At 41.7% G+C, this 20,783-nt stretch carries 16 protein-coding genes and 1 tRNA gene; 8 read left to right on the top strand and 9 right to left on the bottom strand.

Going from position 1 to position 20,783, the window contains the following annotated elements; all coding sequences use genetic code 11:
• Window positions 1-84: 84 nt before the first annotated feature.
• The 3 genes from K6V26_RS17890 (at window position 85) to K6V26_RS17880 (ending at window position 1,484) form a co-directional block, all read left to right on the top strand.
• Entirely contained in the window at window positions 85-510 is a 426-nt protein-coding gene (locus K6V26_RS17890; protein ID WP_007654939.1) for an META domain-containing protein, read from the top strand.
• 5 nt (window positions 511-515) lie between these two features.
• Complete coding sequence (locus tag K6V26_RS17885; RefSeq protein ID WP_122329324.1) at window positions 516-962, top strand: META domain-containing protein; 447 nt, start codon at window positions 516-518, stop codon at window positions 960-962.
• A gap of 102 nt (window positions 963-1,064) precedes the next feature.
• Window positions 1,065-1,484, top strand: a complete 420-nt coding sequence (locus tag K6V26_RS17880) for a hypothetical protein (protein WP_224263466.1) — start codon at window positions 1,065-1,067, stop codon at window positions 1,482-1,484.
• 135 nt (window positions 1,485-1,619) lie between these two features.
• Here the strand turns inward: K6V26_RS17880 and K6V26_RS17875 are convergent, their stop codons facing one another.
• The 7 genes from K6V26_RS17875 to K6V26_RS17845 all read right to left on the bottom strand — a co-directional run bounded on the left by K6V26_RS17875 (window position 1,620) and on the right by K6V26_RS17845 (window position 13,397).
• A complete protein-coding gene (locus K6V26_RS17875; protein ID WP_224263465.1) occupies window positions 1,620-2,267 on the bottom strand; it encodes a hypothetical protein in 648 nt (215 codons plus the stop codon).
• 84 nt (window positions 2,268-2,351) lie between these two features.
• Window positions 2,352-3,077: a DUF5018-related domain-containing protein gene (locus tag K6V26_RS17870; RefSeq protein WP_122329326.1), complete on the bottom strand. Its 726-nt coding sequence runs from the start codon at window positions 3,075-3,077 to the stop codon at window positions 2,352-2,354.
• A 35-nt stretch (window positions 3,078-3,112) separates the two neighbouring features.
• Window positions 3,113-5,137: a RagB/SusD family nutrient uptake outer membrane protein gene (locus K6V26_RS17865; protein ID WP_224263464.1), complete on the bottom strand. Its 2,025-nt coding sequence runs from the start codon at window positions 5,135-5,137 to the stop codon at window positions 3,113-3,115.
• 27 nt (window positions 5,138-5,164) lie between these two features.
• A complete protein-coding gene (locus K6V26_RS17860) occupies window positions 5,165-8,461 on the bottom strand; it encodes a SusC/RagA family TonB-linked outer membrane protein (protein ID WP_224263463.1) in 3,297 nt (1,098 codons plus the stop codon).
• 136 nt (window positions 8,462-8,597) lie between these two features.
• Window positions 8,598-9,365, bottom strand: coding sequence for a DUF4469 domain-containing protein (locus K6V26_RS17855; RefSeq protein ID WP_122329328.1), 768 nt, complete (start codon window positions 9,363-9,365; stop codon window positions 8,598-8,600).
• 405 nt (window positions 9,366-9,770) lie between these two features.
• On the bottom strand, window positions 9,771-11,993 hold the full coding sequence (locus tag K6V26_RS17850) for a sensor histidine kinase (protein ID WP_224263462.1): 2,223 nt from the start codon (window positions 11,991-11,993) through the stop codon (window positions 9,771-9,773).
• A gap of 192 nt (window positions 11,994-12,185) precedes the next feature.
• A complete protein-coding gene (locus K6V26_RS17845) occupies window positions 12,186-13,397 on the bottom strand; it encodes an exo-beta-N-acetylmuramidase NamZ family protein (RefSeq protein WP_195584227.1) in 1,212 nt (403 codons plus the stop codon).
• Between the two features lie 154 nt (window positions 13,398-13,551).
• Between K6V26_RS17845 and K6V26_RS17840 the strand changes: the two genes are divergently transcribed.
• From K6V26_RS17840 to K6V26_RS17830, 3 genes are all read left to right on the top strand, one after another.
• A complete protein-coding gene (locus tag K6V26_RS17840) occupies window positions 13,552-13,734 on the top strand; it encodes a hypothetical protein (RefSeq protein WP_007654920.1) in 183 nt (60 codons plus the stop codon).
• Window positions 13,735-13,819: 85 nt separating this feature from the next.
• On the top strand, window positions 13,820-14,362 hold the full coding sequence (locus tag K6V26_RS17835) for an HDIG domain-containing metalloprotein (RefSeq protein ID WP_007654918.1): 543 nt from the start codon (window positions 13,820-13,822) through the stop codon (window positions 14,360-14,362).
• A 173-nt stretch (window positions 14,363-14,535) separates the two neighbouring features.
• The gene (locus tag K6V26_RS17830; protein ID WP_224263461.1) at window positions 14,536-17,268 is read left to right on the top strand and encodes a putative LPS assembly protein LptD; all 2,733 of its coding nucleotides are present in this window, start codon (window positions 14,536-14,538) and stop codon (window positions 17,266-17,268) included.
• Between the two features lie 72 nt (window positions 17,269-17,340).
• On the opposite strand, the gene K6V26_RS17825 is transcribed toward K6V26_RS17830, so the two are convergent.
• Both K6V26_RS17825 and asnA read right to left on the bottom strand, forming a co-directional pair.
• A complete protein-coding gene (locus K6V26_RS17825; protein ID WP_007654913.1) occupies window positions 17,341-18,003 on the bottom strand; it encodes a uracil-DNA glycosylase in 663 nt (220 codons plus the stop codon).
• A 9-nt stretch (window positions 18,004-18,012) separates the two neighbouring features.
• Complete coding sequence (gene asnA, locus K6V26_RS17820; RefSeq protein ID WP_224263460.1) at window positions 18,013-19,050, bottom strand: aspartate--ammonia ligase; 1,038 nt, start codon at window positions 19,048-19,050, stop codon at window positions 18,013-18,015.
• Between the two features lie 228 nt (window positions 19,051-19,278).
• On the opposite strand from asnA, the gene K6V26_RS17815 reads away from it, so the two are divergent.
• A tRNA-Arg gene (locus K6V26_RS17815) sits at window positions 19,279-19,351 on the top strand.
• Between the two features lie 139 nt (window positions 19,352-19,490).
• Window positions 19,491-20,756, top strand: a complete 1,266-nt coding sequence (locus tag K6V26_RS17810; RefSeq protein ID WP_224263459.1) for a site-specific integrase — start codon at window positions 19,491-19,493, stop codon at window positions 20,754-20,756.
• Window positions 20,757-20,783 lie beyond the last annotated feature (27 nt).

The following is a 20,783-nucleotide window of genomic DNA, read 5'->3' as shown; positions in this document are numbered from 1 at the left end:
TGACTAAATTGAATATCTTTGGGGAACAATTTGGACGGATTTGGCGTCTTATCCTTGTAAGTGATATAACAAATAGTATAGATTATGAAAAGAGTGATTTTTTATGTATTGATGCTCCCGATGGTACTTGGGATGATGATTTCTTGTTCTGAAGCCAAAACAGACGCAAAGAAACTGGAAGGTAAATGGAATGTGGTGGAAGTAAAAGGCGAAAAGATTCTGAAAGAAGGACTGCCCTATATGGAATTCGATATGGCTCAGAATAAATTGCATGGCAATGCCGGTTGTAATATGTTCAATACAACCATTACATTAGATGCCAACGATGTTTCTTCGATCACTATTGCACCGGGTGCTGCTACAATGATGGCTTGTCCGGACATGGCAACGGAAGATGCGATCATGAAAGCGATGGGTGATGTGAAAGCGGTTAAAGCCGGTAATTCTGAAAGCGAAATGGCCCTGGTAGACCAGGACGGCAACGTATTGCTTGTTTTATCTAAAAATTAAACCGTATGAAGAAGTATTTATATCTCTGCCTGGCAGTTGTGGGGATAGCCGTATTTGCTTCCTGTAAATCACAAAAAGCTGTGGTGGCTTCCTATTCAGACCTGAATGGCGAATGGAGTGTAGTGGAACTGAACGGTAAGAAACTTGATCCGGCAGACAGCAAACAGCTTATTGTCATTGATGTTGCCCGTAACCATTTGTCAGGCAATGCCGGTTGTAACCGGATGAATGGCAATATCGAATATTCGGAAGCCCGGAAAAACATCATTAAGTTTCCGCAAGTCGCCACAACGCGCATGGCGTGTCCTGATCTGAAAGGCGAGCAGGAGTTTCTGGAAGCTCTGAATAAAGTCGTTCGTTTTGAAGCGGAAGGAAATGTAAAGCCCGTGAATACGATTGCTTTTTACGGGACCGATAATGGAAAGCTGATGGTTATCGAAAAGAAGAAATAGTTTGACAACAGGAATGGCAGTTAATTGGGATTAAACGAGTTGTTGTGTAAAGGGAATATATTATCTTTATGATAGATATTAATCTTTTAATACAATTACGTTATGAAAGCTATTTTGACTTTTTTAGTGGCTTTATTGCCATTGTGTGGATTTGCAAATCCTGTTGAAGCTGAACCTTTAGATGTTATTCTTTCTAATTCTTTGTCTCCGGGAATGCATGATGTAAATTATCCTATGCAATATGATGGGAGAGATATTAATGTTCGTGTTATTTGGGAAGTTGGAAATGATGGTCAAATTTATCAAGCACTAGGAGGAGTTGCCGGTGATTATTTGTTTACAGCAAAAGATGAATGTACTTTAGATGCATCAGGAATAGTGTATTTGACGGTATATTTAAACGATACAAAGAATAAAAAGAAAATAGTGATAACAGGTTCTGTTGACGCAAATGATCTCTATTCTGTACATTTTGAAATCATAGATCATGGTAGTGGTGTTTGGCCATGGCCATTTGAGTAGAGTATAAAAGTAAAAGAGGTGGCTGTTGAAGGACCACCTCTTTTGGGGTTAAAATTGAACATTCCTGTTTGTCGTTTTTTACTTCGCCAATAGTATAAAACCAGTATGTTCTTAAAACCACCAATGTTTCTTCTTTTATTTTTCAATAGTAAAGGCGTGATTGCAAAGCTGTACTACTTGTTCGATAGAATTGAAATCAACTTTGCTTTCATCGATGTATTTCTTTAGTTCTTCTTTTTGTTTAGGAAATAGTTTCAGGAATTGTTTTTCAGTGGTGAATCTTTTAAGGCGTTTATTTTTTTCGATATAGAACCTATGATTAATGTTTGTTACGGTTATGTTTTCGGTGTCTAAAGAAGAACTACCAGTACCAGAATGAAGGTTGGATATGACTCCCACCGAGGCAGTTTCTGTTTTTCCTCCATAAGGTAAATTTTTTGTTTTTCGAGCGTAACCATTATATTGAACTAATATTTTAGGATCAATTTGCAAGACTTCAGCCATTTCATCTCCTGTTATTGGAAGAAAAGCCCGGTCGCCGACTTTAACGGAAATAACAAGTTCCGGATCGGAAAATTCTTTTTTCTTTTTATCCTTATCTATAAAAATGAAATTACTTTCAAGTAAATTATAATTAATAGGTACTTGGAAAGCTCTTCCGTCTTTATAATGTACGATGGCTTCTGTAAATTCAGGGAAAAGGAAGGTTGATTGATTGTTTTGCGAAAAGCATTCAATGGAGCTAAAACAAACGATTAATATGGTTACAAATTGTTTTATCATATATTCATTATTAAATTATTCACAATAAAAACAGATGGAGATGGCCTACAAATAGCCATCCCCATTTGTTTACTCAACCGGCAACTATTTTAATAATTGTACGCGGACTTCATATAATCGTCTGGCCGGTTCTCCTTCCGGACGTCTGGTGATATTAACAACCATATAACGTTGCGGCTTTGAGAAATCTCCCGGTTTTCCCAGTTCCGGAGCATCGCCTACTCTTTCTACTTCACAAGCTTTGCTGTTATTCAATAAAAGAGCTACTGATAACTTCGTTGGGTCTACAGGTATACTTGCTTCTTGATATTGACCTTCATTATCGCCCGGGGTACTAAATTTAATATCTTCTCCTTGAAACTCCGATTCCACGAAAACGTGTCCTTTGTTGGGTGTTTTATATGTTGCTCTAGCTGTTGCAAAAACATTGATTACATATAATTTGCCATCAGGTGCACTTGCTTCGTCTTCGGTAGTCAGTTTGTTTTGCACCATAATTTTTTCTCCGGGCTTGATTACCTCTCCCAAAATAGTTACATCAGATCCGGTATTATTGATGTATTCGGTGTTTGATCTGTAATCAAGCCCGATGTTGCTTACCAATAACATATTATCTACCCACTGTTTGTAATTAACCTGATAAACTTTATGGGTGAAGATTTCGCGAGTTTCAACTTTACATAAGTTGGTGCTTAACGAAACGTCTTCATATACATCTGCCGGAACTTCATCATAAACCAGCCCTTTTTGACAACTGGTGAAAAGTGCAGTTCCTAAGATTGTTATAAATAATTTACTAGCTAATTTCATTCTTGTTTTTATTTTATGTGTTTATAAAAAAATGATTACCATCCCGGGTTTTGTACCAGTGCTTTTTCTGATTCCAAAACGGTTTGTGTAAATGGCAATTTGTAATAATTCCCCTTATCAAATACTTTATTGTAACGGTCGTAGTCGAAACGGCGTGTTTCCACACGTGGTGTAAAGTATTTAGGATCGCTTTTAGGTGCAGGATAACCGTTTTCGCCTACTTTTTCACTTTCTATTCCTTTTCTGAAGATTAACATTCCCTTCGGACCCCGGTTCAATTCTTCGATAGTTGTTTTACCTTCGGCTTCACTCCAGCGAAGCAAATCGTAATAACGATGTCCCGGAACTTCGTATGCAAATTCGATACGGCGTTGCAGTTTGTATTCTTCCCATAAATCATGTCCTACAACAGATGAATCGAAATTGTCCAAACCAGCACGTCTGCGTATTTGATTGATTGCATCTTCTGCTTCGCTTGTTTTGTTCAGTTTGATAGCGGCTTCAGCATAGTTCATAAGTACTTCGGCATAGCGAACCATGAAGTAGTAGGCATTGCGTTGCTCTGTCTCCAATGTCCCGTCTTCTTTGAAAATACCTTGAATGTATTTGGCCGGATAATAACTTGTGATGGTGTTGGATGAAGCATATTTAACTGGCTTAGACAGGTTTTCGGAGTCTCTGAAACCAGTATGCAGAGCACTGTATTTTTCAGATTGGGTTGGCTCTGACAGGTCGATCCATGTACCGATTAAATACATTTCTTTTTCAACGCCGGCATAATAAGAACCATCATATAAAACAGTTGCATAGAATCGTTCATCGCGGTTTTCATACATCTTGCCGTAATTTTCCGTTTCTGCTTTGTAGTTACCATCGGCATCGACAGAACCGTTCATGTCTACGGTAGCTTGTTTGGTTTTCCACCATTGTTTCCATTTGCCGTCGGCATCGTCTTTTTGGTAGTAGCAGTCAACTAAATCTTGTGTGGGATACGTTGATCCGCGAACACCCCAATCTTTGTTGAAATCATTTGTACTTCCGTAATACTTGCCGACAGGGGCATGGCAAGATGCCACATTAAAACCGGTGCGGTTGTCTTTGTTGAACATAACAGGCCAGATAGACTCGGAAGAGGTATAGCCGTCACTGCTATTGAACAGTTTGGCATAGCTTTCATCCAGTTTATATTTGCCAATGACACTCTTGGCCGCATCGTATGCTATTTGATAATAGTGTGACGAGCCTTTTTCAAAGCGATATATTGCTTTCGATTCTTCTGAACCGCTCAGGTTCTCATATAAATTGCTTTTGGCCGCATCTGCAGCACATGCTGCATATAGGGCTACACGTGATTTGATCGTCTGTACGGCATCGGCGTTCACCAATCCGAGTTGAGGTGTTTCCTCTGTTTTGCTGAAATATTCAAGTGATTTGTCGAAGTCGGCAAGTACTTTGTCGAACAACTCTTCACGGGTGATCCTAGGCAACATTGTTTCATCGAAAACATTCATAACCCTGTCTATATAAGGAACGCCACCCCAATATTGTTCCAATTCAAAGTACAACCAGCCTCTAAAGAAGTGACATTCGGCTAAAAGCTGGTTCATGACGGATTCCTGGATAGATGGTACTGTCGGGATACGCTCGATACCTAAATTAGTCGCACGGATCTTTTTGTATTGGTCACCCCAAGGACCGGAAAAACCATCTATACCGTTCAACGCATCGTAAGTTCTTTGATAAAAACTGTTTTGGCGATAACTTGTCCAGTCGGTTTCATCATTTCCGATGGCATTGTCAGACCATTGTTCAGAGGTAAAATACTGGTTTGCGGTAACCGGAGCCCAAGTATAAAACTTATAGACGTATGCGCGTGACAATTGGGCGTTTGTCCAGAAGTCATCTTCAAATACTTTGTCTGTAGGTTCTACTCCTAACGGGTCGCAGGCTGTTAATCCTACAGAAGCCATAGCAACACATAGAACGGATGTCTTTGTGATGAATCTTGCTATTTTATTTTTTGATAACAGGCTGAGGCCTGTTTTGTCAATTAATCTCATAATTAAATATTTATCAGTTGTTTTTGATTATAAAGTAACTGTTACACCGAATGTGTAAGAACGCTGGGTCGGATATGCTCCGAGTTTACCGCTGCTACCCCAGATACTTTCGGTTGGAATATATTCAGGGTCTGCCATGTTCTTTAACGGATAGTTTTTGTTTACCCAAGTGAATGCGTTTGTTACAACGAAACTCAAGTCTAAGCCTTTGATGTAAGATACGTTTTTCAATACGTCACGTTTCAAGTCATAACGAATGCTGATGTTCTTCAGTTTCAGGTAAGAAGCATCATATACCCAACGATCGATAAAGGTTGAACCATACGAGTTGTTTCCGCCATTGTTAGGCAATGGAAGTGTTGCGTCGAGATTCGGATTGCCTGGCGTGTAGCTGGTGTTGAGCAGGTATTTGGCGTATTGCCACAAATACCCCTGCTGGCTTCTTAACGGAGACGGCATTGAACCGGTAACATTGGCAGCTCCCTGGAAGAATAATTCAACATCCAATCCTTTCCAGCCACCACCGAGAGTGACACCGTAAAGAGTAAGCGGGGTTGTGCCGGGTTTGTTTACCCAATATCTGTCACCGTTGTCAATTATACCGTCGCCATTGCGGTCTGCGATTTGCATCGTACCGAGTGCATAACTCTTGTTGTAGGTGTTGCTGTTACCATTGTCTAAAACAGCGTTATACAGTTGTTCATATGAACCGAATAGACCGGTATTAATCATTGTACTGCCATAAACATTCTGCATAGCTCTTAATCCCAAGCTGTTTAATTTAGGATAATACCAGTTTGTGCTTTCTGATTCATGACGGGTAACGCGTTCGTCCCAGTAAGAATAAGTAACACCTAAACGATAGTTGAAGTCACCGATTTTATCTCTCCAATTCAAAGAGAACTCAATACCACCTTTACGGCTTGTTTCGAATGGAGCGTTTATTTTTGGTGTATTGGGCATACCTAAAATAGGGGTATAAACCAATTTTTCATTCATGTTCATGGCTTTACCATGATTCATGTATAAATAGGTGTCGAACGATCCGCTTAAACGGTTCTTTAACAAGTCGAAATCGATACCACCACTCAATTGGCGAGAACGTGACCATGACAAATCGCTGGCTACATTTGATTCAATCCAAGCAGCATTGCTACCCATATTTGCCCCAAGCAGGATCGTACCGTCTTGTTTGTATTGGTTCATAAAGCTGAAAGGACTACCGATTTCTCCACCCACGATACCGTAGCTCAAACGCAACTTAAGCATGTTGAAGATATCCGGATTGAGGATGTCTTTGATAAAGTTTTCTTCTGTCATCACCCAACCGGCTGATGCTGCCTGGAAGAATCCCCAACGTTTATCCGGACTGTAGCTCAAAGACGCATTATAGTTTGCGCTATATTGCAGCAAGTATTTGCCGGCATAATCGTAAGTGACACGGCCTACCCAGGAAGAAGAACCCCATTTCTCTTCGCCACCACCTGAACCATTATAGGTTGTTCCGGCTCCGATTTGGGGAACGAATGTGGTCGGGTATCCTTTCATGGTGATGTTGGTGTAATTGGTATTTCTCACCTGGCTTTGGTAAGTAATCATACCGCTTACGGAGTGTTTGCCGAAAGAACGGCTATAGTCTGCCTGGTAAATACCGGTAGTCAATAAATAGTTGTTCCATTTCTGGTAAACACTGGCATCTTGTGCGTTAAAATTATTAGGCATTGTAGCTGCCGGGCTGGAATAAACATTTTCCTGCGGGTGGCTGAACTTTTTATTCATGCTGTAGCTGGTACTGAAGTTTACGCTGGCACCTACGGATAAACCTTCAACCCAAGGCAAATTCCATTTCAAACCCATGTTGGCCTGCAAACGATAATCGTATACATTGTCAAATCCGGTACGGAGCAAGGCGGCCGGAGAATTGTTTCTTTCCAAGCCGGTACTCCAGCGTTCAGGTTTGTTTAGCATTTCTCCGCCTTCGAATAATGCTTTGTTGAATACATTGTCTCCTTCCGCCGGACGTTCTTTAGTTGAAACGATACCATTCAAGTTTAACGTGAACTTCAGGCTCTTGTCGTTCAGCAAAGCTGCTTCTGAGTTTAACAAAGCATTAATCTGCTCGTATCCGTAGGTGTCACTGATACCTTTTTGGTTCAGGTAGCCTAAACTTGAATAATATTTTACACGATCACCACCACCGCGCACGCTCAAGTTGGTTTGGTACATGGGTTGTACATGGTCGAAAAACTCCCATGGATCGTATGTCTGGTAATAGTCTTCAATGTTGCCTCCTTGCGTGGTGAAAGGATCGAACAAATTGTTGATGTCTTGCATGCTATATCCCATGCTGTATCTTTCGTTGACCAGATTCATGATCTCCTCGCGGCTTTTTCCTTGCTGGTTCAGATACCCCATGTAATATTTTGACATTTCCGTGTTGTTGTATTTAGGGTTCTCTTCGAAGTTGGCAGCATACAAATCGTTCATGGTCCGAGCGTAATCGTATGTGTTCATACCTTTGGAACGATAAGAAGGAGTCATGACGGATATCTTTTGGTTGAATGTGATATCCAGTTGTCCGGCAACACCTTTTTTAGTGGCAATAACTACAACACCGTCTTCGGCACGCGGACCGTAGATAGCGGTAGCAGATGCGTCTTTTAAGATAGTCATTGTTGCAATGTCGTCCGGACGTAAGCGGTTGAAGAAGATTTCTCCCTGTTCGGTTTCCATTACAACGTCGTCGATCACGTACAAAATTTTGTCACCACCACGGATCCAGATTTTGGTCGTTTCACCCGGTGCTCCGGAACCGGACTGGGTGGTAACACCTGTTACACGACCTCCCAAACCGTCACTGATAGATGTTACGGGCAGTTTGGCGATCGATTCCATTTTTACGGTAACAGCTGATGCTGTTAATGTTTTTGCTTTTTGGATACCACCATAACCGGTAATCACTACTTCTTCCAGAGCTTGTGAATCTTCTTGGAGTTTGATAGTCAAGTTAGATAGCCCTGTATACTTGATCTCCTGGGTGGTGTAACCTACAAACGAAATTTGGATAGTAGCTCCGTTTTTGACTCCTTCCAAGACTACTTTACCGTCTAAGTCGGTAACATTACCATTAGTTGTCCCTTTTACAACTACGGATGCTCCGGTAACAGGACCGAATTCATCCTCTACAATAACCGTCACTTTCCCGTTTTGCTGGGAAATGTTCACACTCGGTCTAATGGGTGTTGTGTCGGCTTTTATGCTCTCAGGAGAACATAATATGCCTGCAAACAGCATTAAACCAATTGGTTTGAAGTTTTTTAGCATAATGTGCGTTTTTAGTTTAATATTAATATGTTATAGGTAAAAAAACTCTCTGATGTTGTTTTGGTATTTTTCCATTCGTTGGAACAGTACTCTTCCTGCTATCGGAAAAGCACTGTTCCGATCACCGGAAAAAGAATTATTCAATTTCCGGTCTGTCGCTTCCTCCGACTGTCAGTATGTAAGGGAAACGGTTACGACGGGGTTCGTTTAATAAAATCTTAGCATTTCCGCTGGCTTGAGTTGCTATTTCCAGATAGTAAGTACCGGCAGCCAAAGGCGGAATGATAAAAGAAAAATAGGATGGATCGTTGCGTAGCAGTGAAGCTACCGGAACTTTTGTTTCTGTATCGTCTGTTGTAGAAACGAAATAGAAACCAACATCCTTGCCTTCTTCACCAGCGATTTTCACGCGGTTCCCTTTACCATTCAAGCCTCCGCCCGGGGTGATCTGGTTGTTTTCGCTACCTGTTGTTACGTCTGTGACGGTTGTTATGACGGGTAATCCTTCGGCTGTGCCGGAAATGATTACGGTGATATTTCCCAGATCTTTTTTCATTTCAACCAGGGGTACGCTACGAAGAACCACATTGTTTTTCGCTGGGTCGAATTTTGCATCCGGACCGATAAACGGACCATCGACACCCAAGGAGTTTGTAACGAAGCCAAATTCAACTGTAGAGGCATTGTAAAGTTCGATTTTTGCCTGTTCTTTCAAATCATTGTAGGCACTCTCTAATTCAGAAGCAGTGAATTTACTGTTTGCAGATGTTAGCTGGCAAAGGTCTTTAATAGTACGTTTTGCTTGGTAAATCACATTGCAAGTGAAATCGTCTTCGCGTTCAGTCAACTCGTTAGGAGTTAATTTTCCTGTAATACTGCGCATTTTGGGTTCTGTAGCTGCCATATTGATATTAGTTTTAATTAGTTCTTGGAGAACTAAGTACTTTTATGGTTTTTATTTGCTTTCGAAGTGGATTGAAGGTCCAAAAATGAAGTTTGATATGAATTTGCATGTACTTATAGAGATGAAATGTTAATTGGTTTAGTTAAAAAAACGATATTTCAAATAAATATTATTGTTATTTAAAATTAATCCATACTTTTGCGAGATAAAACAACCTTAGTTCTCCAAGGACTAAGGTTGTTTTGTTTTATAATTCAAATTATTCAAAGAGTCTTGTTGGATTGTTTTTTATTGGGTAAAATATTGCGTTGTGTTTATTTATATAAATAATGTTGTGGTTGTTGTGATTTTTTATATAGTAGAATAAGGATAGTCGATCAAAGAAGTGGATCGGCTATTTTTGTATTATAGCCTGGAAGTACGAACCGGTATCTTTAATGTGAACCGGCTGCCCTTGCCCTCTTCCGAGGTGATCAGGATATCCCCGTCCAGGCGTTCGGCAATTGTTTTGCAGATGGCAAGGCCCAACCCTGTTCCTTGGGCAAATTCATCCTGTTTGTAGAAACGTTCGAATACTTTTTCGAGGGCCTCTTTGGCGATTCCGATGCCGGTGTCTTCTACATAAATATAAACATATCCCTCTTTTTCTTTGTATTCATATCCCAGTTTGATATATCCTTTCCTGGTGAACTTAACTGCATTGTTGATAAAGTTCGTGATCACCTGAGTAAACCTGAAACGGTCGACGTGGACGTCGATACTCAACGACGGTATATCCTTGGTAAACTGAATATGGGGAGGTATGAGCAGATGATGGGTCTGGTAGACTTCATCGATCAGTTCGTTTAACCTGCATGTCTCAAAGCTGAATGTCATCCGGCCGGATTCAATGCGTGACAGTTCCAGAATATCATTGATCAGTTTCAAAAGCAGGTTGCAGTTTTTATTGATCGTATCTTTAAATAACTCTTTTTCCTCTGCGGTGATGTCTTCTTCTTCTTGTAGCAGATTCGAAAAACCAACGATGGCGTTCAATGGTGTCCGTATCTCATGGCTCATATTAGCCAGGAAGGCCGATTTCATTTTGTTGGCCTCTTCCGCTTTTTCCTGTAGCACCTTCAGTCTTTCTTCTTTTTCTTTAAATGCCTGGATATTCAGGCATAAACCTATAACTGTCTGTTCCGGATCCGTTTTGTCTTCTCCCTGGTTGTAACGAAGTTCCCACCAACAATAACCTTTCCCGTTGAAATTGAAACGGCATTGTATCGTCGTTTCTTCCCAGATTCCGGAATAGATATCCTGGATATGGCTGCGCAGGTGTCCCTGGTCATCCGGATGCGTGATAGACAGCAGTTCGGTAAGAGATATTTTGCGGGGAGCCATTTGATTTGCCGTAAAGAAGTCATTTTCAAAAATGAATAATTCGTTTTCCAACTTCCAGGCATATGTATTTCCACCCTCCAGCGCCAGTCTCAGGAACCGTTTCTCTTTGAACAAATTGGTTTGTATCTGTTTCTTACGTTTGAACTCCCTTCTATACATCAGGGTCAACTGTGAGATGACGTATATGATCAGCAACAGGAATAGAGCACATGTGATGATCATTGCCTTATGATAACGCTCGTAGAACGGGAGGTTATAGATAACGCTGCCCTCCGGCAAATCATTTCTACTGAGATTAAAACGTACCATTTCATTCCAGTCGAAAGCATATATTTTCGGGCTTTCAGTGATGGTATAATTTGTTGTCAGGGCACCGTTCAGAATTTCAGCTGTTCTTTCAGCTACAATGTCCGTTTGTATATCCAGGGTGGTAAAATATCCGCCGGTAATACCTTTATCATCGTTAAACCCATTATTGATAACAGTGAAATTGGGAACATTGGCCAGGCGGCCTATAGTTAGTACATCAAAATCGAGGATGATTTGCAAACATGCTGTGTATGGTTTGTTCTGGAAAATCGAGAGCAAGCCTTTGGCGGAAAGGTATGCTGTTTCAGTTGTGTATAAAACTGATTTATCGGGTTTACCCGGTAGAAGATCTTCGGGGTATTCATTTCTTTTTTGGTGATAGAGACCGATCCGCAATGCCCTGTCTGTCCCTTTTACCTCTTCCTGAATGGTCCTGAACGATTCCCGACTCATGAAACGGGCATTTTTGAAGAACAGGATCTTGGAAGGGCCATATAATTTCTCAATGAGTTCAATCGTTTTTAGGTAATTGGGTTTGTCCCAGAAACCGGTGACGTTCGGATGCTGTTCCAGTAAATCCCAGTTGGGGAAGTTTACTCCCGAAAACACCACAGGTTTGTTTTTCCCCAGCGGATGGTTGCATGCCATCAATGTATAAGTAGCCTGATCGTCGTTTGACAGGATAATATCGGGATCCCAATTCCGGATTGAGTCTAAATAATGGAACATTCGCTCATTCTCTTCCTTTTCATTATAACGCTCGCAATCCAGATAGAATGTTTTGATATTTGTTAGAATATTCTTTTTCTCCAGTTTCCCGGCAATCATGTCGCCGAATTGGGAGTAAGTGATAAGATCCTCCGTATAGGACTGGAGAATAAGTACTTTATATGGAGTATTGCCGGTAGCAGCCTCCATATTTCTTCCTGTTCCCAAAGAAATCAGAAGAAATAATAGCAATATGTGCCCAAAGCGTTCCAAAGAATTGTATCCTGTTATTGCCCTTGTAGTTATTTTCCTATTACAACAAACAGTGTTATATCCGACAATTACCAGAGATAACACTGTTTATATTAATACTATGTTATGCGGGAACAAAGATAATTAAAAGACTAGCAAAATCAACGGTTATCGATTCTTTATTGTTTTTTGTGGATAATCCGGGTATAATAAATACTTTTTTCGCATTTGTTTATATTTATCCAGTTCCGGTTGCCAGCTCTCACGTATTTCCTCTTCTGTCAGTCCTCTGACAATCTGGTAACGGAGTTCTTTGGTGCCGGCCAGCAGGTCGAACCATTGCGGACGGGAGAAAAAGAAAGCCTGTTCGTTTCCCGCCTTATTATAGAAATCCAGGAAAAAGCGCAGTGTTAATCCTCCCTCGAAAGGATATTCCCGGAGGTCGATGCCGTAGCATTCCTTGTCTTTTTGCAAAGGATTCGTATCGAAGCCCGGCAATGAAACAGGAGTGAATGCGAAATCGCCGTATTTCCGGTCCGGGTATCCGATCACCTGGAACGGATAGTAAGTACCGCGTCCGACACTGACGTTGGTTGCCTCGAAAAAGCATAACGACGGATATAGGCGGATCGACTGGTCGTTTGGCAGGTTAGGCGAAGGCTTGACCGGCAGCCAGTACGGATCGCCATGTTTCCAGTTTTCCATTTTAACGATATGCAGTTTGCAACTGTCCGGAGAGCTTTTCAACCAGCCTTCACTGTTGATCATCCAGGCCAGTTCGCCGACCGTCAGGCCGTGCAATAGTGGGATCGGATCGACACCGACAAACGATTCAAAACCTTTCTGACGGATCGGGCCGTCCACAAAATCATTGGGATTCGGACGGTCGAGTACGATAAACTCGACACCGTTTTCCGCACATGCTTCCATGACATAATGCATGGTACTTATATACGTATAGAAACGGGCTCCCACATCCTGAATATCGAATACGATAACGTCCAGTCCGTTCAACTGTTCGGCTGTCGGTTTTTTGTTTTTGCCGTAAATGGATACGATGGGAATGCCGGTTTTCAGGTCGCGGCTGTCTTTTACTTCTTCTCCGGCATCGGCTGTTCCCCGGAAACCATGTTCGGGTGCAAAAACCTTTTTCACTTGAATGCCTTTTTCAACCAGGGCATCCAGTAAATGTTTCTGTTGTTTTTCCAGAATAGAAGTCTGGTTGATAACCAGTCCCACTTGTTTGTCTTTCAGCAAGCGGGTAATCACATCCATACGCTCGGCACCTAAAACCAAAGGCCCCTGAGTTGTTGCGGCTTGTAATCCGGGCATGAGCAATATGCCGATAAACCAAAGTGTAAGCCTGAAAACTGTTTTCATAATCCGTTTCCTACTGTTTATTATCTGCAAAAGTAGCAAATGTTCGTCTCTTTAAAGCAACGAAAGGATTAAATGTGTTTCTATTTAACATGTTTGCCTTGAACCATCATACTTGATTTCGTGTTGATTTAATATAAACAAAAAGAATAATCATATGACAACAAAACTTCCAAAGATCAAAGAAAAAGCGAAAACCGAAGCATTAGTGTTGGATCACAAAGAAGATCGGTATCCGGTACAACAGGTAGCAACAGACGGGGAAGTAACAAAAAAAGAGGTGAAAGACGCCGTCAAAGAAATCAACCCCGACCTGAATAGCCTCGGAAGCAGAGGATAGCATTTTATCAGCCGTATACTGGATAGCCAATATAAAATATCTGTATCTTCGCAACCGGATTAACTTAAAACAAGGTATGGATAAAATGAATCCTATTGATATTATCTCAAAATATTATCCGGCAGAATCGGATGCTTATCATATATTGGTTACCCATAGCCGGAGTGTTGCCGACAAAGCATTGAACCTGGCCCGGATGCATCCGGAAATGAATCTGGACATTCCGTTCATAGAAGAAGCCGCCATGCTGCATGATATAGGCATTTTCCTGTGTAATGCTCCGGAGATCGGCTGTTTTGGGGATGCCGAATACATCTGTCACGGCTATCTGGGAGCCGACCTGATGCGTAAAGAAGGCTTTCCCCGCCACGCATTGGTTTGCGAACGGCATACTGGGACCGGTATAACCCGTGAAATGATAGAGGAGCGGCATCTTCCGCTTCCTTCACGTGTAATGGTGCCGGTTTCACTGGAAGAACAGCTGATCTGTTTTGCCGATAAGTTTTACAGCAAGACAAAACTGGATAAGGAAAAGTCCGTTGAGAAGGTAAAACAGGGCCTTTCAAAGTACGGAGAAGATACTGTAATACGTTTTGATAACTGGTGTAAACTCTTTTTAGGGGAATAAAAGCTATAGGGCTCATTAATTTATTATACATTTGCACGCTGTAACGATTCAGTTGACAGTTGATAGTTGACTGTTGACAGTTGGCGATTGGCAATTAGGATAATCTTAATTTTCAATTTTCAATTTTCAATCTTCAATTATCAGTTGTCAACTGTCAACTGTCAACTTAATTAATGAGACACAGAGGCTTATTTATCCTTTTATATTTTCTCGCAGGGGCTTTGATGATGTATTCGCAGGAGCTGGTTGCCCCGCGTGATACCGTATTGCCAGTCAATGGGGATACGATAGCGCTGGCAGCCACTGATAGTACAGTCCTTGTATCCGACTCTACCAAGAACAATAAGGTCGGTCTCGATGCACCGGTTGTTTACCAGGCGAAAGACTCTATGGTAATGACTGCCGGCAACTGGGCGTATCTCTATGGCGAAGGGGATGTAAAATATCAACAGATCGGATTACAGGCTGAAAATATAGAGATGAGCTTGGACAGCAGTCTGGTGTTTGCCAAGTTCGGTCTCGACTCTATCGGTGAAGAGTTCGGTTACCCGTTGTTTAAGGATGGTGATCAGGAGTACGAATCGAAAACGATGCGTTATAACTTCAATACCAAGAAAGGGTATATTACCGATGTGATCACCCAACAGGGAGAGGGTTTCGTAACTGCCGGTCGTACAAAGAAAATGGACGACGATGTACTGAATATGGTGGGCGGAAAATATACCACCTGCGACGAGCATGATCACCCTCACTTTTATATCCAGATGACCAAGGCGAAGGTCCGTCCTAAAAAGAATATCGTGACCGGTCCGGTCTATATGGTGATCGAGGATGTACCGTTATATCCGATCGGTCTACCTTTCTGCTTCTTCCCGTTTTCCAGTACTTATTCTTCCGGTGTGATTATGCCGACCTATACCGATGACTCCCAGCGGGGATTTGGTTTGCGCGATGGAGGATATTACTTTGCATTGAGCGATTATATCGATTTGGCGGTGACAGGTGAGATCTATACAAAAGGTTCCTGGGGGCTTCAGGCGCAGTCTTCTTATAAAAAGAGGTATCTTTTTTCGGGTAACTTCAATGCGGCTTACCAGGTCAGCAGGTATGGCGATAAGGGGCTCGACGACTATAGTCTGTCGAAAGACTTCCGGTTGAACTGGACGCACAGCCAGGACCCGAAAGCGAATCCGTACCGAACTTTTTCTGCCAGTGTCAATTTTGCTACCACCAGTTTCGACCGTAACAGCGCGATGGGTATTTATAACCCGAATACGACAAACAATACAAAAGGTTCCAGTATCAATATCACGCAGCGTTTTCCGAACAATCCGTTGACGCTTTCGGCAACCATGAACGTGAACCAGAATTCCAAAGACTCCATGATCTCCGTGACATTGCCTGATCTGACTATTACGCTGAGCCGTATATTCCCGTTCAAGCGTAAGAATCCGGTGGGAAAGGAACGGTGGTATGAAAAGATCTCCATGAGTTATTCGGGATATTTCAAGAATAGCATCACAACGAAGGAAAACCAGTTGTTTAAGTCGAATATCATAAAGGACTGGAAGAACTCGATGGATCATAGTATTCCGGTCAGTGCCACATTTACGGCATTCAAGTATATCAATATATCTCCGTCTTTCAATTACAAGGAAAGCTGGTATACCAGTAAGATCACCAAGCAGTTCGATCCGCACCTGAATACTTTGGTAAATCGCGATACTACTTACGGATTCTATCGTATTTACAACTACAGTGCGTCGTTATCAGCTTCGACTACGTTGTATGGTTTTTACAAGCCGCTTCCTTTCCTGGGAGATAAAGTGGAGATGATCCGCCATCGTTTCGAACCATCTGTCAGCATTAGTGCCGCTCCTGACTTTGGCGGTAGTATCTTTGGTTTTTATGATCATTATCAGTACATAGATGCAAATGGCGATCCTATCGATTATGTTTATTCTCCTTTCGCCCACAACGGGTCTATCCCGAGTGGAAAGCAGGGTAGTTTGAACTTTTCGCTGGATAATAACGTAGAAATGAAAATTAAGTCGGATAAAGATACTACCGGCTTTAAAAAGATCAGCCTGATCGATAAGTTATCCTTGGGGATGAGTTATAATATGGCAGCGGACTCTTTCAAATGGAGTGACCTCTCTGTCGGATTGCGTTTGAAGTTCTCAAAGAGTTATACGTTGAATCTGAACGGACAATTCGATACTTATACCTATGGTGCGGATAAAAACGGAAAGCCGATAAGACTGGATATCCCCCGTTGGAAAGCCGGCAAAGGTATCGGACGTCTGCGTTCAACAGGAACCAGCTTCTCCTATACTTTCAACAACGATACGTTCAAGAAGTGGTTCGGAGGTAAAACGGATAGTAATATCCCGGAAGAGAATGCAGGAGACGGCGAATTGGAAAATCTGACAGCCGAGAATGCGGATGGTGAGAATGCGGATGCGGAAGGAACTCAGGAAGGTGGCCGTTTGCGTGGCAAGAAGAAAGATACCGGAGAGTATGATTCGGATGGTTATCTGGTTTCGAAAATCCCCTGGAGCCTTTCTTTCAATTACAGTATGCAGTTACGCTATGGCGATTTCGATCCGAACCGCTTGGAGTATAAGTATAAGCTGACCCATGCACTGAGCTTTAACGGAAATATCCAGCCGACAAAGAACTGGAGTTTTAACTTCAATGCCACTTACGACGTCGAGAACAAAAAGATTTCGTTTATGACCTGTAATATAACCCGTAACCTGCACTGTTTCCAGATGTCGGCAAGTATCGTTCCGGTGGGAGCGTATAAGTCGTACACATTCTCTGTAGCAGTAAGTTCTTCCCTGTTGAAAGACTTGAAGTATAACCAGAGCAGCAGCGTTCGTTCAGGTCAGGACTGGTATTGATCTCATAGAAAAGACATAAAGAAAGGGCGATGAATATAATATATTTTCACCGCCCTTTCTTTATCTTGGTATTTACCATTCTATAGGAGTCTGTCCTGTGGCTATCAGATAATCGTTTGTCTTACTGAAATGCTTGTTCCCGAAGAATCCGCGGTAGGCGGAGAGGGGGGAAGGATGCGCTGATTTGAGTATCATATTGCGCGAAGCATCGATAAAAGCACCTTTGCGCTGTGCATATGAACCCCACAGTATATAAACAATGTGGCTGCGCTCTTCTGTCAGTTTGTGGATTACCGCATCTGTAAATGCTTCCCATCCCCGGTTCTGGTGCGAACCGGCCTGATGTGCACGGACCGTCAGTGTCGCATTCAATAATAAAACACCCTGGTCTGCCCAACGCAGCAGATTCCCGCTTTTAGGCATAGGCGTACCCAGGTCGCTTTCTATCTCTTTAAAGATGTTGATCAGGGATGGAGGATAAGGAGTCCCGTCCTGAACAGAGAAACAAAGCCCGTGAGCCTGTCCCGGTTCGTGGTAAGGATCTTGCCCCAGTATGACTACTTTTACTTTATCAAAAGGACAATGCTCGAAAGCATTAAAGATGTATGGTCCCGGAGGATAGACTGTTCCGTGACTGTATTCCTGTTTTACGAAGTTGATTAACTCTTTGAAATAATCTTTTTCAAATTCGGGGGCTAACCGTTCTTTCCAGCTTTGTTCGATCTTTACGTCCATAATTGAAAGTTAAATTAATAGCATTCCGGCAGCACGGGCTTCCTGACGCATTTCTTCCGGCCAGATGCTTGCCTGGATTTCTCCGATATGAGCTTTTCGCAGATAAAACATGCATAAACGGCTTTGTCCGATACCGCCGCCGATGCTTTGGGGCAGTTCGCCGCTCAAGAGACGTTTGTGGAAGTATAGTTCTTTCTTTTCTTCCGCATTACAAGTCTTTAGCTGGCGTAGCAGTGCTTCTTTATCCACACGGATACCCATAGAGGATAATTCCAGCGAGCGGTTCAGTACGTCGTCCCAGACAAGCAGGTCGCCGTTTAGTCCGACCTGTCCGTTTTCAGCGACAGTCGACCAGTCGTCGTAGTCCGGAGCACGTCCGTCATGTTTCTGTCCATTGCTCAGTTGGCATCCGATGCCGATGATGAATACGGCTCCGTATTCCTTGGCAATAGCGTCTTCCCGTTCTTTCGGTGTAAAGGTAGGATATTTTTGTAATAAATCCTCGGAATGTATGAAATGAATCTGCTGGGGGAGAGACGGCCTTATCTGCGGGAACATTTCGTAGACCAGGTATTCCGTACGTACCATAGCGGCGTATATACGGCGCACAATCTCTTTCAGAAATTCAATATTGCGTTCTTTAGGGCTCATAACACGTTCCCAGTCCCACTGGTCAACGTATAAGGAATGCAGGTTCCCCAGTTCTTCATCCGAACGGATAGCATTCATATCGGTATAAATACCATAACCCTCTTCTATATTATAGTCTGCTAAAGTGAGGCGTTTCCACTTAGCCAGCGAGTGGACGATCTCTGCTTTTGAATCGTCCAGGTCCTTGATAGGAAAAGTAACAGCCCGTTCGGTTCCGTTCAGGTCATCGTTGATTCCCATACCTTTCAGAACGAACAAAGGAGCCGTGACACGACGCAGGCGTAATTCGGAAGATAAGTTTTGCTGGAAAAAGTCTTTGATTTTCTTGATACCCATTTCTGTTTGAGACAGGTTAAGCAAAGCCTTATATCCCGCAGGTTTAATTAGATAGCTCATATACTTGTTGTGCTTTGTGTTTGTTAAATATGCGTGGCAAAGATAATGATTAATGGCAAAATAGCAATATAGCAGCCCTTTTTATTTGCAAAATGGCAGTATATCCGCTAAAGAGAGTTGCAAAATATCAGAAGTTATGTTTTTCGGCAGAAAAAAGAAAGAATATGAAAACTCATCCTCAATACATTTGCTTTCCTCCGATATTATATTTACTTTTGCCCCGTCTTTGGCCTGGTAGCTTAGTGAATAGAGCGTCAGATTCCGGTTCTGAAGGTCGTGGGTTTGACTCCCACCCGGGTCACAAAAAATCCTTGGTAATCAATTGATTACTGAGGATTTTTTCTTTTTATGACTCTTTGATAAGGCTCCAATTCTGTGCAGATTCTACTAATATAGCTTAGTTGTTGACCTATTGTTGACCCCTAAATTGTAGAATTAAAATGTTGACAATCAAGGCAGAAGTCCAAAGGGACAAACAGAGAAATGACGGAAGTTACAATGTGAAGATTCGTTTTACTTATGAGAGAAAGGTTAGAAGGCTGTCTTCAAGTCTGTTCGTAACAGCTAAAGATCTTACTAAGTCCTTATCCTTTAAAGATGGTACTCCCATCAAAAGGGAGATTGATGATCTGGTTCGTTATTATCAGGACAAGTGTGCTCACTTTCAAATAGAATCGAAGTGTTACACTTTAGATGAAATTATTAATTGTTTAGACGAGGAACGTGAGAGGAATAGGAGTGTAGATTTTATTCAGTTTGCTAGAGAGTGGATTGCAAATACAGAAGTTAAAGGAGTAAAGAACTACAAAAGTGCTGTGAATGCCCTAATTCGTTATGTCAATAAAGAACATCTGAATGTGAATGATATTACTGTAACCTTCTTAAATGGATTCATTAAATTTTTAAATAAAGAGAGGGAGGCTAGAATCGAGGTATTACGTTGTTCTGGTAAACGAATACCTTCTAACAGATCAGCTTCTCTTTATATAAGTAGTGTTAGGCATTTGTTTAATGAGGCTAAGAGGTTTTATAATGATTATGACAGGAATATCATCCTCATACCTAATTCTCCTTTTGAAAATTTTAAAGTACCAAAGCAAGAAGTTACACGTAAGAGAGCTATTACCCCTGTTTTATTAAAGAAGATATGGGAATTGCCCTATAGGTACACGGTTAAAGGTAATGAGGCGATTTGCCGTTATAATTTAGCGAAAGATTGTTTTATGCTTTCATTTTGTTTAATAGGAATGAATTCCGTGGACTTATTTAATGCTGCTACAAGGATTGAAGATACAATAGTTTACAATAGAACGAAGACAAAGGCACGTAGAGATGATGATGCTAAGATGATGGTTGATATTCCTATAATTATTAGATCTATAGTAAATAAATATAGTGATTGTACTGGCAAACGACTATTCAATTTTTATTTAAACTATGCGGATGAATCAACTTTTAATAAAGCCATCAATTGTGGGTTGAAGGAATTGGGGAAGGAATTAGGTGTTGAAGATTTGGAATTTTATGCAGCCCGTCACTCTTGGGCTACTATAGCCCTGAATAAGGTAGGCATAGATAAATATACTGTGCATGCAGCGTTGAATCATCTTGATGAAAGCATGAAGGTTACAGATATCTACATCGAGCGTGACTTCGTAAATGAAAATAAAGCTAATTTGAAAGTGATAGAATATGTTTTGGGTTGATGGATAAGGTAAATCCCCACTTGCAGT

Origin of the sequence: Parabacteroides goldsteinii, from assembly GCF_020091425.1 — a bacterium.
Lineage (GTDB): Bacteria > Bacteroidota > Bacteroidia > Bacteroidales > Tannerellaceae > Parabacteroides > Parabacteroides goldsteinii.
Note: the sequence above shows the minus strand (reverse complement) of the source record. Positions and strands in the feature narration are given on the sequence as shown.